The 15887-nt window shown below is 66.5% G+C and carries 13 protein-coding genes and 1 pseudogene; 9 read left to right on the forward strand and 5 right to left on the reverse strand.

All coding sequences use genetic code 11. From position 1 onward, the window contains the following. The first annotated feature begins 9 nt into the window (after window positions 1-9). Window positions 10-779: pseudogene (locus tag GOACH_RS08545) on the forward strand (class I SAM-dependent methyltransferase). Between the two features lie 47 nt (window positions 780-826). Here the strand turns inward: GOACH_RS08545 and GOACH_RS08550 are convergent. Next, window positions 827-1621 carry an Rv1486c family protein gene (locus tag GOACH_RS08550; protein ID WP_040518136.1) on the reverse strand — a complete coding sequence of 265 codons (795 nt, stop codon included), beginning with the start codon at window positions 1619-1621 and terminating at the stop codon, window positions 827-829. Between the two features lie 108 nt (window positions 1622-1729). Between GOACH_RS08550 and GOACH_RS08555 the strand changes: the two genes are divergently transcribed. Genes GOACH_RS08555 through GOACH_RS08565 form a run of 3 tightly spaced genes read left to right on the forward strand, consistent with a single transcriptional unit; the run spans window position 1730 to window position 4285 of the window. Further along, window positions 1730-2560, forward strand: a complete 831-nt coding sequence (locus GOACH_RS08555; RefSeq protein WP_040518052.1) for a DUF3097 domain-containing protein — start codon at window positions 1730-1732, stop codon at window positions 2558-2560. A 60-nt stretch (window positions 2561-2620) separates the two neighbouring features. Next, window positions 2621-3049: an NfeD family protein gene (locus tag GOACH_RS08560; RefSeq protein WP_005173462.1), complete on the forward strand. Its 429-nt coding sequence runs from the start codon at window positions 2621-2623 to the stop codon at window positions 3047-3049. Next, window positions 3050-4285, forward strand: coding sequence for an SPFH domain-containing protein (locus tag GOACH_RS08565; RefSeq protein WP_005173467.1), 1236 nt, complete (start codon window positions 3050-3052; stop codon window positions 4283-4285). 7 nt (window positions 4286-4292) lie between these two features. On the opposite strand, the gene GOACH_RS08570 is transcribed toward GOACH_RS08565, so the two are convergent. Next, window positions 4293-5063, reverse strand: coding sequence for a TVP38/TMEM64 family protein (locus GOACH_RS08570; protein WP_005173469.1), 771 nt, complete (start codon window positions 5061-5063; stop codon window positions 4293-4295). Between the two features lie 141 nt (window positions 5064-5204). On the opposite strand from GOACH_RS08570, the gene GOACH_RS08575 reads away from it, so the two are divergent. The 4 genes from GOACH_RS08575 to GOACH_RS08590 all read left to right on the forward strand — a co-directional run bounded on the left by GOACH_RS08575 (window position 5205) and on the right by GOACH_RS08590 (window position 11745). Beyond that, window positions 5205-7151, forward strand: a complete 1947-nt coding sequence (locus GOACH_RS08575) for a methylmalonyl-CoA mutase family protein (RefSeq protein WP_005173471.1) — start codon at window positions 5205-5207, stop codon at window positions 7149-7151. Beyond that, the gene (scpA, locus tag GOACH_RS08580; protein ID WP_005173473.1) at window positions 7148-9466 is read left to right on the forward strand and encodes a methylmalonyl-CoA mutase; all 2319 of its coding nucleotides are present in this window, start codon (window positions 7148-7150) and stop codon (window positions 9464-9466) included. The genes GOACH_RS08575 and scpA overlap by 4 nt, the downstream gene beginning before the upstream one ends. After that, a complete protein-coding gene (gene meaB, locus GOACH_RS08585; protein ID WP_005173476.1) occupies window positions 9466-10458 on the forward strand; it encodes a methylmalonyl Co-A mutase-associated GTPase MeaB in 993 nt (330 codons plus the stop codon). The genes scpA and meaB overlap by 1 nt, the downstream gene beginning before the upstream one ends. A 93-nt stretch (window positions 10459-10551) precedes the next feature. Beyond that, window positions 10552-11745, forward strand: a complete 1194-nt coding sequence (locus GOACH_RS08590; RefSeq protein WP_005173480.1) for a lipase family protein — start codon at window positions 10552-10554, stop codon at window positions 11743-11745. A gap of 116 nt (window positions 11746-11861) precedes the next feature. On the opposite strand, the gene GOACH_RS08595 is transcribed toward GOACH_RS08590, so the two are convergent. The 3 genes from GOACH_RS08595 to GOACH_RS08605 are packed head-to-tail and all read right to left on the reverse strand — an operon-like array spanning window position 11862 to window position 14282. Continuing rightward, the gene (locus tag GOACH_RS08595) at window positions 11862-12896 is read right to left on the reverse strand and encodes an ABC transporter substrate-binding protein (RefSeq protein ID WP_005173482.1); all 1035 of its coding nucleotides are present in this window, start codon (window positions 12894-12896) and stop codon (window positions 11862-11864) included. Beyond that, a complete protein-coding gene (locus tag GOACH_RS08600; RefSeq protein WP_005173490.1) occupies window positions 12896-13609 on the reverse strand; it encodes an SDR family oxidoreductase in 714 nt (237 codons plus the stop codon). The genes GOACH_RS08595 and GOACH_RS08600 overlap by 1 nt, the downstream gene beginning before the upstream one ends. Further along, complete coding sequence (locus GOACH_RS08605) at window positions 13602-14282, reverse strand: isochorismatase family protein (RefSeq protein ID WP_005173493.1); 681 nt, start codon at window positions 14280-14282, stop codon at window positions 13602-13604. The genes GOACH_RS08600 and GOACH_RS08605 overlap by 8 nt, the downstream gene beginning before the upstream one ends. A gap of 23 nt (window positions 14283-14305) precedes the next feature. Between GOACH_RS08605 and GOACH_RS08610 the strand changes: the two genes are divergently transcribed. Next, window positions 14306-15883, forward strand: coding sequence for a (2,3-dihydroxybenzoyl)adenylate synthase (locus GOACH_RS08610; RefSeq protein WP_005173497.1), 1578 nt, complete (start codon window positions 14306-14308; stop codon window positions 15881-15883). Window positions 15884-15887: the final 4 nt, after the last annotated feature.

Raw genomic sequence — 15887 nt, forward strand, 5'->3', positions numbered from 1 at the left:
CGCGTCGACATGCCAGACGAGTGCGGCACCGCGTCGTTCGATGCCTTGATCGATGCCGGTGCACGGGCCGATGTCTCGGGATGGGATTTCTCCTGGCTCGACGGTCGGGCCACCGAGGAACGCCCGCCGTGGGGATATGCCCGCACGATGTCTGATCGACTTGCCGGGGCCGATGCTTCGCTCGATCTCCAGACCGGCGGCGGAGAAGTACTCGCAGAAGCCGTCCGTCACCCCGCGACCGCCGTGGCAACCGAATCCTGGCCACCCAACGTCGCGCACGCCACGCGCCTGCTGCACCCGAGAGGGGTGTGGTCGTCGCAGCACCCGACGAGCCGCCGTTTCCGTTCGGCGACAAGGCATTCGATCTGGTGACCAGTCGACACCCCGCGTCCGTCTGGTGGGACGAGATCGCGCGAGTACTCGTTCCCGGTGGCACGTACCTCGCCCAGCACGTCGGACCGGCAAGCGCGTTCGAACTGATCGAGTTCTTCCTGGGGCCACAACCCGAGACGCGTCGGGATCGGGATCCCGAGGACGAGGTGCGGGCTGCAGAGGCGGCGGGTCTGGAGATCGTCGACCTCCGCACCGCGCGGTTGCGGATCGAGATCCACGACGTCGCGGCGGTGGTCTACTTGCTCCGCAAGCTCGTGTGGTGGGTCCCCGGCTTCACAGTCGACGGCTATCGCGATCGCTTGCGTGCCCTGCATGACCAGATCAAGGACGGGGGGCCGTTCATCGCGCACTCGACGCGCCATCTCATCGAGGCGCGTCGACGCTGAACAAACTCCAGCCTTATCGGCCCCGAGCGCTGCACCTCCGACGTGGCTCAGGGGATCGTCGGCAGAAACTCGGAGATCACCCGGTTGACCGCGGCACCTCGCGCGGCGCGCGCGAGTGTGACGAGTCTGCGCAATTCGCCGTCGCCGGAGTGCAATTCGCTCGACGTGGCGCCAAAGGTGACGTCGCCGGCGCCGGCGACGGTGACTATCGCCTCGATCTGCGCGGCCGTGTCGATGACTCTGCTCGCGCGGGTGTCGTCGTGGGGCGGGAGGTCGACCTGATTGCGCAGCGTGAGCGCTCGCACCGATCCGCGTAGGTCGGCCGGTGGGTTGCCCGCGCGTGACCCGACCCGCGTTGCCAGGGAGGCCGCCTCCGACACCGACTGCCGCAGTTGGTATTCGATCTCGCCGACCGGCGCCGAGGGGTCTGCCGGGAGCGGATCGGCGTACCGGTCGACAGTCCACCGGCACACGTCGCCGTCGAGTGCGGGAACGAGAGCCAGCGGGCCGAGGCTGTTTCCGTCGTCGACCAGAAGAGCTTCGCCCGCAGCGAAGGCGGCCGACGTGACACGCCCGGGAGGCAGTCCGTGCGGATCGCCCGCGGACGGCAGGCGCACCGACATCGCGGTCACGCCGCGCAGGATCGCGAGAATTCCCAGGACGCCGTCGCCATCGGCGCGTGACTGGTCGGTGAGGTCGTCGATGATGTGGCGATCGGCGAACGTTGCGAGTGTGTCGGCGACGTCGTCCGGGGAGCATCGGCCGGCGTGCCAGGCCGCCGACCAGCCGCCAAGGGCACACGCGGGCCACGCGCGTGTCACGGTGTGGTCGGTACTGGTCACGAGGAACCACGATACCGAGAGCCACGACGACACGCTGCGCGCCATCGTGTCCCGGTCGACCGGCGTGGCGAGGCGACTCCGACTACACGGCGACCTACCGTATCGCTGGTGAGCGACGACCGATACGGACGAGACGTACTCGCGACCCCGCGGCGGGCCAAGCCCCGTGCGCCCGAGGTGGCGGCTGAACGAGACCTGGTGGTCGAGGACGCTGCGACGGGCTTCTGCGGCGCCGTGATCGGACTCGAGAAGAGTTACTCCGGTGATCTGGTCCGGCTGGAGGACCGTCACGGACAATCGAGGGTGTTCCTGATGATGCCTGCCGCTTTTCTGATCGACGGCAAGCCGGTCACCCTGGTCCGTCCACGCACCCGGGGGCCGCAGGCGGCGACACGGACAGCCTCGGGTTCACGCGTCGTGCCACACCAGCGTGCACGGCAGGCACGGGCGAGCCGCATCTTCGTGGAGGGCGTACACGATGCCACGCTCCTCGAACGGGTATGGGGTGCCGACCTGCGCGCGGAGGGCGTTGTCGTCGAAAGTCTCGATGGTCTCGACAATCTGGACTCGGCGTTGGCGCAGTTCGGTCCCGCGCCGCATCGTCGTGTCGGGGTCCTCGTCGACCATCTCGTCGCCGGGTCGAAAGAAGAGAGGTTGACCGCCGAGGTGGGCGAGAATGTTCTCGTGTGCGGGCATCCCTACATCGATGTCTGGCAAGCGGTGAAGCCCTCGTCGGTGCGGATTGCTGCGTGGCCGGATGTTCCGCGCGGTGAGGACTGGAAAACCGGAATCTGCGCGCGGTTGCGATGGGGCACACCGCAGGACGGCTGGCGCCGAGTTCTCGCGGGAGTCAAGGACTTTCGCGACCTCGAGGTCCCGCTGTTGCGATCGGTGGAGGAATTGATCGACTTCGTCACGCTGACCCCCGGAGACAACTGACGACGCAATCGGACCACGCTGACGCCCGTTTTGTCGGATTCGTTCTGGCACAATGGGTATATGAGCGCACTGATCTGGCTTGCCGCCGCGATCGTGCTGCTGATCGGAGAGATCTTCAGTGGCGATCTCGTCCTTCTCATGCTCGGAGGTGGTGCGCTCGCCACGGCTGGGGTCGACGTCGCGTTCGACCCGCCCATCTGGGTCGACGGTGTGGTCTTCGCGGTCGTGTCGGTCCTGCTCGTCGTCCTGGTTCGTCCTGTCGCCAAGCGTCACATGCTGAGTCGTCCGCGCGTGCTGACGAACACCGAGGCCTTGGAAGGCAAACAAGCGGTGGTGACCGAGCTGGTCGACGGCCGTGATGGACGGGTCAAGATCGGCGGTGAGATCTGGTCGGCACGGTCGATGGATCCCGAAGAGACCATCGAGCCGGGAGAGCACGTGACGATCGTGCAGATCGACGGCGCGACCGCCGTCGTCTGGAAGGGATGAATGGCAATGGAGTACGTTGGCTTGGCCGTGGTGATCCTGCTGGTGCTGCTCGTCGTGGTGGTGCTGGCGAAATCGGTGGCACTGATCCCGCAGGCCGAGGCAGCGGTGATCGAGCGGCTCGGACGCTACACGCGGACCGTCTCCGGGCAGCTGACGCTGCTGTTGCCGTTCATCGACCGCATCCGTGCCCGCGTCGATATTCGCGAGCGAGTGGTGTCGTTTCCCCCGCAGCCGGTGATCACCGAAGACAACCTCACGCTCTCGATCGACACGGTGGTGTACTTCCAGGTGACCAACCCACGGTCGGCGGCCTACGAGATCGACGACTACATCGCCGGTGTCGAACAGCTCACCATCACCACCTTGCGCAACGTCGTCGGAGGCATGACCTTGGAGGAGACGTTGACGTCGCGTGACTCGATCAACGGTCAGCTACGCGGGGTGCTCGATGAGGCGACCGGTCGGTGGGGGCTGCGGGTGGCCCGCGTCGAACTCAAGTCGATCATGCCGCCCCCATCGATTCAGGAGTCGATGGAGAAGCAGATGAAGGCCGACCGCGAGAAGCGCGCAACGATCCTCGCGGCCGAGGGCCAGCGCGAATCGGCGATCAAGACGGCAGAGGGCAACAAGCAGAGCCAGATCCTCGCCGCCGAGGGAGCGAAGCAGGCAGCCATTCTCGCGGCCGAGGCCGATCGACAGAGTCGCATCCTGCGCGCGCAGGGCGATCGCGCCGCCGTGTATCTCCAGGCACAGGGCGAGGCGAAGGCGATCGAGAAGACCTTCGCGGCGGTCAAGTCCAGCAAGCCGACGCCCGAGGTTCTCGCCTACCAGTACCTACAGCAGATCCCGGAGATGGCGAAGGGAGAAGCCAGCAAGGTCTGGGTGCTGCCCACCGATTTCGGATCGGCACTGCAGGGTTTCGCCAAGTCGTTCGCGAATCAGGGTGACGACGGTGTGTTCCGGTACGAGCCCAACCACGACGAGGCCGCACCCGCCGTCGACGACGCCGAGACCGAGGACTGGTTCTCACTCGCGTCCGACCCGAAGGTCGCGCAGGCCGTCGCCGAGGCCGAGGCTGTGGCACGCAAGCCCGTCGCACCCGAGGTGACTTCACGTCCCGCGCGGTCGGCGCTGACCTACTCTCAGCAGGATCCGCCGACCGACGCGGCTTCGGCAGCCGGATTGGACACCGACAGCACGGCACCGCCGGCCGACGGGGTCCCGCACGACGGGTGACCGTCGCTCAGCCGATGGTGGGCGGACGATCGGTGGTCGTGCGCACCGGCAGTCGGACGTCGACGATGAGTCCGATGACGCCGATCGCGAAAAACGTCGCGCTCACCAGCATGAGCAGGGGGTTGCGCTGGCCTGTCAGAGCGTTGCCGAGGAGGACCACGGCAACGGTGCCCGGCGCGGATGCGGCGATAGACGCGATCAGATAGGGGAGCAGACGCACAGACGAGAGCCCGGCGCACCAGTTCAACAGCCAGAACGGACAGACCGGGATCAGCCGCAGTGAGCCGATTGCCAGCCACCCGCGTGCGGCCAATCGGTTGTCGATCGTCATCACGACCGGTCGACGCAAGAACGGTGCGACGCGCTCGCGACCGGCTCGACGCGCGAGGAGAAACCCGAGGGTCGCGGCCACTGCGGTCGCGATCAGCGCGCCCACGAGACCGACCACCGGTCCGAACAGCACGCCCGCAGTCACGGTGAACACGGTTCGCGGGATGGGGAACACGGTGACGAGTGCGTACGCGACGAAGAAGACCCAGACGAACCCCGCGCCGATGCCGTCGCCCCACGTGCGCACGCTCGCGACCGTCGGCATCGGTACCAGATACGACACGACAAGCAGCGCGCACACCGCTCCGAACGCGATCACCGCGTTACGGATCACCCGGCGTCGTGCCGCCCGATCCCGGACGTCCCGTCCGCGATCCCCGTCGTCTCGTCCGCGTTCCACGTCGTCGACGTCACGCAGGGGCGACGTGGACGCGGTCTCGGCAGGCACCGGGCCACTGTACTCGTCCCCGCAGTCGTGTTGGATGGATGTGGCCAGGCGTGCGCGGGAGCGGGTGTCCGACCGAGCGAGCGATCGGCTAAGGTTCGGTTACGCATCCGACAGGAGCATCACGGAGGTTAGCCAGACCACATGAATGATCACCCTGTGCAGTCCGAACCCGCCGATCTCGACGACCGATACCGCACCTGGTCGCAGTCGGCGGCTGCAGTGCTCGCGAAGTCGCGACGTGTCGACGTCGACGACCTCCCCGATACTCCCGAAGCGCTCCTGTCGACGACGACCGCCGACGGTCTCACCGTGCGTCCGCTCTACACGCGCAAGGATGAGACCGCCGAGCCCGGCCTGCCCGGCTCGTTTCCCTACGTCCGCGGTGCCGATCCCGGACGTGATGTGACCACCGGTTGGCGCGTCACCGAGCGGTTCGGCGATGACCCGACGATCGACGCCGCGACGGCGAACACCGACATCCTTGAGGCGATGAACAACGGCACCAGCGGCCTGTGGATCGCTGTCGGCGGGACTGTCTCCACGGGCGACCTCGCCACCGTGCTCGACGGTGTCTACCTCGACCTGGCACCGGTGACCCTCGACGCGGGAGCCGACGGAATCGAGGCCGCCGAGGCTTTCACTGCACTGCGTGCGACAGCCCCTGAGCCGCCGGTGGGCACCACACCCTCCGTGAGCACCACACATTCGCTCGGCTTGTCGCCGCTGACGGCGGCGTTCAGCGGGCGCCCCACCGTCGACACGGCCCGGGCGACCGCACTGGCGGCGGCGCGCCACGACCCGTCGGTGCGCACTTTCCGTGTCGACGGCACCGACTTCGCCACCGCGGGAGCCGACAACGGGCTCGAGATCGCACTCATCGTCGGCGCGGCTGTCACGCATCTGCGCGACCTCACCGATGCCGGACTGTCCGCGGCCAACGCCCTGACACAGATCTCGTTCGGAGTGTCGGTCGACGACGACCAATTCGCGTCGATTGCGAAACTACGTGCGCTACGCAAGATCTGGGCGCGAGTGTCCGCGGTGGTCGGCTCGCCGGAGGCCGGTGGTGCGCTCACCCATGCGGTGACCGCACTGTCGATGTATTCGCAGCGCGACCCCTGGGTCAACATGCTGCGCAGCACGGTCGCGGCATTCGGGGCAGGTGTCGGCGGTGCCGATCAGGTCACTGTGCTGCCCTACGATGCCGCACTGCCGGAGGCGACACGTACCTCGAGCTCGACGTTCACCCGACGCATCGCCCGCAACACCCAACTGTTGCTTCTCGAGGAATCCAACATCGGGCGCGTCCTCGACCCGGCGGGTGGTTCGTGGTTCGTCGAGAGCCTGACCGACGACCTTGCCTCGAACGCGTGGGCAGTGTTCACCGACATCGAGGCCGCAGGCGGTTACCGGGCAGCTCTCGAGTCGGGCTGGGTGGCAGATCGTGTCGGCGAATCGCTGGCGCGACGCGACGTCGAGGTGGCACACCGGCGCAAGCCCGTGACCGGCGTCAGCGAGTTCCCCAATCTCGACGAGAAGCCACTGGGAACCGACGCGGCCGACACCACCGACCTCGTCACCGGCAGTCCCCGACTGGCGCGGGTGGGGCGCGCCTTCGAGGAGTTGCGCGATCGATCCGACGCCGTACTGGCCGACACCGGACGTCGCCCCACGGTTCTGCTGCTGCCACTCGGTAGCGTCGCCGAACACAACGGACGCACGACCTTCGTCGCGAATCTCCTTGCCGCGGGCGGTATTGCGGTGATCAACCCCGGCCCGGTGACCCCCGACGACATCGCCGATCTGGCGAGTGCGGCCGACACCCCGGTCGCGGTCATCTGCGGCACCAAGCAGCGCTACGCCGAAGCCGGCCCCGAGGCGCTGGCCGCGGCGCGCTCGGCCGGACTCGACCGGGTGCTGCTCGCCGGACCCGAGAAGGAGTGGCCGACAACCGAGTCCGACGGAACTGCGATACCCGACGGCTCGCTGCGTGTGGGTATCGACGCCGTCGCCACCCTGCGAGATCTCTTCGACACGCTGACCACATCGACCCGGGCAGGGTCGGGAACCACGGGAGCCTCGGCATGACCGACACACAGCAGACAGGAACCATCGGTAGTTTCGCCGGGATCGAACTCGACGGGGCGGGAGACTTCTCCTCGGTTCCCGAGACTTCCGATGCGGCACAGGCGATCGACTCGCTGGCATCGGCGAACGGCTACTCGACCGAACAGGTCGTCTGGAGCACACCGGAACAGATCGACGTCAAGCCGATCTACACCCGGGCCGATCGCGACGCCGTCACCCGCGAGGGCGAGCACCCCTATCCGCTGGACTCGATCCCCGGCGCCGCCCCCTTCATCCGCGGTCCCTACCCGACGATGTACGTCAACCAGCCGTGGACGATTCGCCAGTACGCGGGATTCTCGACGGCGGCGGAGTCCAACGCCTTCTATCGTCGTAACCTCGCGGCGGGCCAGAAGGGTTTGTCGGTCGCCTTCGACCTCGCGACCCACCGCGGCTACGACTCCGATCACCCGCGAGTCGCGGGAGATGTCGGTATGGCAGGCGTTGCGATCGACTCGATCCTCGACATGCGTCAGCTCTTCGACGGCATCGACCTGGGTTCGGTCTCGGTGTCGATGACGATGAACGGCGCCGTGCTGCCCATTCTGGCGCTGTATGTCGTTGCCGCAGAAGAACAGGGCGTACCGCCCGAGAAGCTGGCGGGGACCATCCAGAACGACATTCTCAAAGAGTTCATGGTCCGCAACACCTACATCTATCCGCCGAAGCCGTCGATGCGGATCATCTCCGATATCTTCTCCTACACCAGCGCGAAGATGCCGAAGTTCAACTCGATATCGATCTCGGGCTACCACATCCAGGAGGCCGGGGCGACCGCCGATCTCGAGCTGGCCTACACGCTCGCCGACGGCGTCGAGTACATCCGCGCAGGCATCGAGGCCGGACTCGACATCGACAAGTTCGCACCGCGTCTGTCGTTCTTCTGGGGCATCGGCATGAACTTCTTCATGGAGGTCGCCAAGCTGCGTGCCGCGCGACTGCTGTGGAGCGAACTCGTCGCCCAGTTCGAGCCGAAGAACCCGAAATCGCTGTCGCTGCGCACACATTCGCAGACCTCCGGATGGTCGCTGACCGCCCAGGACGTGTTCAACAATGTGGCGCGGACGTGCGTCGAGGCGATGGCCGCGACACAGGGTCACACGCAGTCGTTGCACACCAACGCTCTCGACGAGGCCATCGCCCTGCCGACCGACTTCTCGGCGCGCATCGCCCGCAACACGCAGCTGCTCCTCCAGCAGGAGTCCGGCACGACGCGTCCCATCGATCCCTGGGCGGGCTCGAACTACGTCGAATGGCTGACCGCCCAGCTGGCCGAGAAGGCCCGCAGGCACATCGCCGAGGTCGAGGAGACCGGTGGCATGACACAGGCCATCAACGAGGGGTTGCCCAAGCTGCGCATCGAGGAGGCAGCCGCACGGACGCAGGCGCGCATCGACTCCGGTCAGCAACCGCTCGTGGGTGTCAACAAATACCGCGTCGAGGACGACGAGGAGATCGAGGTCCTCAAAGTCGAGAACTCCAAGGTGCGCGCCGAGCAGTTCGACAAGCTCGAAAGGCTACGTGCACAACGCGATCAGGCTGCCGTAGACGCGGCCCTGGCCGACCTGACCCGCGCAGCCGGGGCAACAGACAACTCGGGCGGTCTCGACAACAACCTCATGGCGCTCGCGATCGAGGCGGCACGCCATCAGGCAACCGTCGGAGAGATCTCGGCCGCGCTGGAAAAGGTCTATGGTCGCCACCAGGCGCAGATCAAAACCATCAGCGGGGTGTACCGGCATGAGGCAGGCGAGGTGAGCAACATCGACGCGGCGACCGACATCGTCCGACGTTTTGCCGAGGCGGAAGGTCGACGCCCTCGCGTGCTCGTCGCGAAAATGGGTCAGGACGGTCACGATCGAGGTCAGAAGGTGATCGCCACCGCGTTCGCCGATCTCGGGTTCGACGTTGACGTGGGCCCGCTGTTCGCCACGCCGGAGGAGGTTGCCGCGCAAGCGGCCGACAACGACGTGCATGTGGTCGGGGTGTCATCGCTCGCGGCCGGGCACCTCACGCTGGTACCGGCACTGCGGAAGGCGCTCGCCGACGTCGGCCGTGAAGACATCATGATCGTCGTCGGCGGTGTGATCCCGCCCGGTGACTTCGACGAGCTCTACCAGGCGGGTGCTGCCGCGATCTTCCCGCCCGGAAGCGTGATAGCCGATTCCGCGGTCGAGTTGATCTCGAAGCTCGCAGCGAATCTCGGACTCGAGTTGCCTGAAGCAGCTGCCGGTGCCGGGAGTGGTGGCGAGCGGACCGACTCCCGTACCCGCTGATGGGTGTGGAACGTCGGGTTGATGTCGCGGCGCTGACCGACGGTGTGCTCGGTGACCGTCGGGCCGACCTCGCCAGAGCCATCACCCTGGTCGAGTCGACCAGGCCGGATCATCGTGCGGCAGCGCAGGAGTTGCTGCTGGCGCTGACCCCGCACGCGGGCAAGTCGTTCCGCGTCGGCATCACCGGTGTTCCGGGAGTGGGCAAATCGACGACGATCGAGGCACTCGGCATGCACCTCATCGAGCAGGGACACCGAGTGGCGGTCCTGGCCGTTGATCCGTCGTCGACACGCACCGGAGGATCGATTCTCGGCGACAAGACCCGAATGGGCACCCTGGCCGTTCACCCTGACGCCTACATCCGCCCGTCTCCGACCTCGGGAACGCTCGGCGGCGTCGCGAAGGCGACACGCGAGAGCATCGTGCTCGTCGAGGCTGCCGGGTTCGACGTCGTGCTCGTCGAGACGGTCGGAGTCGGTCAGTCTGAGGTGACGGTCGCCAACATGGTCGACACGTTCACGTTCCTCACCTTGGCCCGGACCGGCGATTCGCTCCAGGGGATCAAGAAAGGGGTGCTCGAGCTCGCCGACGTCATCGTCGTGAACAAGGCAGACGGATCACATCTCACGGAGGCCAAAGGTGCTGCGCGCGAGCTGAAGAACGCGCTCAAGCTGATCTATCCACATGACGCACTGTGGGTGCCGCCCGTCCTGACCATGAGCGCACTCGAGAACACCGGGGTCGACGACTTCTGGGCTACCGTGCAGCGCCATCATTCCGCGCTCGTCGAGGCGGGGGAGTTCGACGCGCGACGAAGTCGACAGCAGGTCGACTGGACCTGGACCATGGTGCGCGACGAGATGCTCAGTCGGCTGGCCTCGAGCCCCGAAGTCGCGGAACTGCGCTCCGATGTCGAAGCCCGGGTCGGATCGGGGGAGTTGACTCCCGCGCTGGGCGCGCAGGAGATTCTTGCGGCGTTCGATCGCCGTTGACGGTCGGGTCTCCGACCTCGTGTTCTCTCCGACCTGCTAGGTTGCTTAGGGTCGCCTAATGTCAGGCGTCCTGTCTGCAAGGAAGGCGGTCTCATGAGTTCTCTGGCCAGGGTCGGGCGGCGTCGTTTCGCCATGATTCTCGGATCGGTCGTATCCATGCTCGTGGCGGTGGTCGTCGGGGTGGTACCCGCGCTCACCTCTGCGCCTGCTGCGGGAGCGCCGGCCACAGCCGGCACCGTGCTCAGTGCCGAGGACATCACCGACAGGCCGGACGCCAAGGTCGCCGGAGCGGGCAAAGTGGTTGCGGTGACTTATCTTTCACCACAAAGCGACGGCACTCTGGTTCCGGTGCGCGCGACCATCATGATCCCGTCGGCACAGGCTCCGGCGGGCGGCTACCGCGTACTGGCCTACGGACACGGCACCGCAGGGCTCGGCGATGACTGCACCGTGACCGACCGCATGGGCCATCAGGGTCGCTACGACGAGTGGCTCGGCCCATGGCTGAAGAAGGGTTACGTCATCGCGGCAACCGAGTACGCAGGCATCGGAGGCCCCGGTGTGCACGCCTACCTCGACGGGGACGTCGCGGGTAAGAACGTGATCGATTCCGTACGCGCCGCACGCACGGTGACGCCGCGATTCGCCGACGCGCAGGTCTCGCGGGGGTTCGTCTCCTCAGGCGGCTCGCAGGGCGGACACGCAGCGTTGTGGGCGGGTCATCTGGCACCGTCGTACGCTCCGGAACTCACCAATGTCGGCGTGGCGGCCACCTCCCCGCCGGTCGACATCGCCGACTACTTCTCCGCGATCCGGCCCGGCATCCCGCCGGTCGAGGTGCCCGACTACGTCACCTACTTCTCCTACGTGCTCGCAGGCCTCAAGGTCGCGCGTCCCGACGTCGACGTCGACTCGTATCTGACCCCGCAGGGACGGAAGGTCGTCAAGGATGCGCAGACGTTGTGTTACCCGAATCAGGGTCGCGCAACGAAGGGGATGACCGTCGGACAACTGGTGGCCAGGCCGTTCAACGAGGGTCCGCTGATCCCCGCGCTCCGGTCGGTGACCTCGGTTCCGGAGAAAGGCTATCCGGCGCCGATCCTGGTGCAGCAGGGCACGCTCGACCCGGTCGCGTTCGCTCCGCTGACCCAGCAGTGGGTCGATCGCGCCAAGGCGAACCAGGTGAACGTGGACCTCCGCACCTACCAGGCCGGTCACGGTGTCGGCGTCTACGCGGAGACCACCGCTTTGAGCTGGTCGGAAAGCCTGCGCTGGCCGACCGACTGACGACGTTTACACGAAACATACAAGGTCGACACAACAGAAGGGTCGACACAACAGAAAAGCGCTCGGCCGGGCAATCCGGCCGAGCGCTTTTCGTGTGTGTGCTGTCTGGGTTCGGGTCAGAACTTGGCAGCCAGCGGGCTGAGCTTGTCGATCACGAATCCGACCGACGGTGCGCTGGGCACGCTGAAGGCGGGTTGCGTCTTGTCATCGAGGAAGATCACGGTGCCCTTCTTGACTGCGGGCAGCGATGACCATCCCGGAACGCGTTCTGCGACAGCAGGATCGCCACCGGGTGTGTAGACGACGAGCAGATCGGAGTCGAGCAGATCGATACGCTCGGCGGAGATCAGCGAACGAGTCGAACCCTCTTTGTGTTGCGCGGCGACCTTGGGGTTCAAGGTGAAACCGAGCTGCGCGATCAGCCCCGCGGCAGCGTCCTCGGTGGTGTTGATCGCACCGACCTGGCCGGTAGGGCCGACCTGCGCGAAGGTGAATGTCTTGCCTGCAGCCGCGGGATACTTCGACTTGAAGTCGGAGATCTTCTTGTTCGTCGTGTCGACGAGCTGCGCAGCCTCCTGTTGCTTGCCGAAGATCTGTCCGGCGGTTGTGGTGATCTTCTCCCAGGTGTCGACCGTTGCGCCCTTGGTCAGCACAGGAATGGTCGGCGCGATCTCGGCCAGCTTGTCGTAACGGGCCTTGTCCCCGACGTAGCCGGCGAGGATCAGATCCGGCTCGTACTTGGCGAGCTCGCCGACGCTGACCTGTGAGGGATCGGCGACCTCCACAACCTCGCTGTCGTGCTTGGGTGTCCACTCGAACGCCTTGTTGCCCTGGGGGACGAACTCTGCCGTGATGGGGACGTTCAGAGCAGCGAGTGTGTCGGTCCAGTCCGTGATCAACGTGACCACCTTGGTGGGCTTCGTGTCGATCTTGGTACTGCCGTACTCGTGGTCGATGCTCACCGGGGTGAAATTCTCCGACGAGGACGACGATGCGTTGTCGTCGTCTGAGGAGGAACATGCTGCCAGGAATCCGATCAGGCCTGCGGTGAGCAGAACTACGAGTGCCCGCGTCGTGCGGCGCGTATGTGTCACTTCAATCCTATCGTCGTTGACGGTTTTGTCTGGTTCACAGAGGTGTATATCGCACATCACATGTCCAACGTTGCACCTCCGTCGACGCGCAGGTCGTGCATGGTGATGTGGCGTGCGGCGTCGGACGCCAGGAACACAATGGTGGTCGCGATGTCGTCGGGAGTCGCGATGCGGCCCAGCGGAATTCCCAGACGAAAGGCGTCGGGCTCGCCGGTCAGGACGCGGTCGCGATCGTCTGCGCCCGACCACATGCCCCGCAGCATCGGCGTGTCGGTGGATCCGGGGGAGACGATGTTGACGCGAACCCCGTGCGGCGCGACGCGCAACCCCTGACTGCGCGCGTACGACGTGGCCGCAGCCTTGGAGGCCGCGTATGCGGCCAGCCCTGATCGCGGAGTCGCCCCGGCGTTGCTCGAGATGACCACCACGGAGCCGGCTTGACGCTCGGTGAGGTCATCGAGCGCGGCGTCGAGCAGGTTGCGTACCCCGCCCGCGTTCACTGCCATGCAGGTGTCCCAGTCGTCGGACATCACACCGACGGCGGATACGACGATGTCCACGGGCCCGTCCGCATTCGACGCCTTCCACGCGGCGCGGACCGCCCCGCGGTCGGTGACGTCGACGGCGCGAGTCGTGTGGTCTGGGACGACATCCCATGCGTCGACGTGTGCCCCGTGCGCGCGCAGCGTGGTGACCACGGCGCCGCCGATACCTCCCGCTGCGCCCGCGACCACCGCGCGCGCCCCGGTCAGCGGCGAGGCGTCAGGCATGACTGTGAGCTGACCTGTCGGCGGCGTTCTCCGCCGACACCCCACCTGAGCCCAATGCGTCGATCACGTTGCGGGTGGCGAGAATTCGGCCAGCTCGTTTGCCGACGTACTCACAGGCCATCTGGTGCTCGTCGCGCGTGAAATCGGCGACGGCATCGGCGACGAAGAAGGGCTCGACGTCCATCATGAAGGCCTCCGTGGCGCTGATCATGCAGCCCATGTGGGCATACACGCCGATCACGATGAGTTGGTCGCGCCCGTACCGTGCCAACAGGTGTCTCAGGTCGGTGCGCTGAAAGCCGGAGTACCGCCACTTGGTGACGGTGATATCGCCGCGGCGTGGCGCCAGGGCCGGGATGATGTGCTCGTCACGACCCGCATCGAGACCGCGACCCCAGAAATCGGCCAGGATTCCGCGCCGAGACGGGTGTTGATCGCCCGGCTGTGCCGTGTAGACGACGGGAAGACCCGCCTCCGTGGCCGCCGCGCGGATCGCGACCATGTTCGGCAGTGCGGTCGCCATCGGGTCGGCCTGCGTGTCGTAGGCGTCGATGAAGTAGTTCTGCATGTCGTGTATCAGCAGCGCGGCGCGGGAGGGTTCCAGCTCCCAGTCGACGCGCTGAGGGAACGGTCCGTCGGGTATCGGATATGGGGTGATCGTCGGAATGGCCACGCCATTAGGGTAGCCTCACCTTTATGCTTGTGTCTCCATGGCCCCCGGAATTGGAAGCAAAGTATCGATCCGACGGACTGTGGGTCGGGGAGACGTTCGACGATGTCCTGCGTTCGCGGGCCGCGGATCCCGCATCGGCCCGACGCACCGCGGTGGTCGACATCGATCGTCGACTGACCTACGCGGAGCTCGATGATCGGGTTGGCGCCATCGCAGCGGGACTGCGCGATCTCGGTATCACGCCGGATGACCGCGTGCTCGTGCAGATCCCGAACCGCGTCAGTTACGTCGAGGCCGTGTTCGCGTTGTTCAGACTTCGCGCGATCCCGGTCTTCACCCTTCCTGCGCACCGCGCGGGAGAACTCGTCGGCATCGCCGACGCCGCAGGCGCCGTCGCAATCATCTCGCCTGGAGACGACGCCGGCTTCGACTACCGCGGACTCGCCGATACCATTGCAGCGCAGGTTGATTCGATTCGGCGGTGGATCGACGCCGATGACCTCGATGCCCTGCTGGCCCCTCCCGTCGAGCACGGTCGCGCGAATCCGGGAGACCTCGCATTCCTGCAGTTGTCCGGCGGTAGCACCGGGGTGCCCAAGCTGATCCCACGAACACACGACGACTACCTGTACAGCGTTCGTCGCAGCAACGAACTGTGCGGTGTCACCGCCGACACCGTGTACCTTGCGAGTTTGCCTGTTGCACACAACTTCCCGATGAGTTCACCGGGTATCCTCGGCGCGATGTGTGCCGGTGGCACCGTCGCGCTCACCGCTTCGCCCGCTCCGTCGGTCGCATGGGAGATGGTTTCGCGCGAGGGGGTCACGATGACCGGGCTGGTTCCGCCACTGGCGCGGCTGTGGACCGAAACCGCGGAGGCCGGAACCACTGTCGACCTGTCCTCACTCGAGGTCATCCAGGTCGGTGGCGCACGCTGCCCCGACGAACTCGCGCGCCGCATCGGCCCGGCCCTCGGCGTGCGACTGCAGCAGGTGTTCGGAATGGCCGAGGGCCTCGTTTGCTACACGCGACTCGACGACCCGATCGAGGTGGTCACCACGACGCAGGGTCGCCCGATGTCGGCGGACGACGAGATCCGCATCGTCGACGAGTCCGGCGTCGACGTCGGTGCCGGACCGGGCTTCCTGGAAACGCAGGGGCCGTACACGATTCGTTCATACTGGCGCGACGCGAGCCCCTCGTCGTTTGCGCCCGACGGCTGGTACCGCACGGGCGACGTCGTCGAACTGACCGCGCAGGGCAACATCGTCGTGCGGGGTCGGGGCGGCGATCGCGTCAATCGTGGCGGGGAGAAGGTGTCGGCCGAGCAACTCGAAGAACAGTTGCTGACGCACCCGGCTGTGCGTGACGCGATCGTCGTGGCCGTCGCCGACCCGTACCTCGGTGAGCGGACCTGCGCCTACCTCATCGCCGACGACGTCGACAACCCCCCGGATCTCGCGGGTATCCGACGTTTCGTGCGTCACAACGGGCTCGCCGAGTGGAAGCTCCCCGACTCCGTGAGGATCGTCGACGCATTTCCCGAGACCGGGGTCGGCAAGGTGAGCCGCAAGAAGCTGCGGGAGATCCTGGCGGGCTGAGAGG

Source organism: Gordonia aichiensis NBRC 108223 (assembly GCF_000332975.1).
Classification (GTDB): domain Bacteria; phylum Actinomycetota; class Actinomycetes; order Mycobacteriales; family Mycobacteriaceae; genus Gordonia; species Gordonia aichiensis.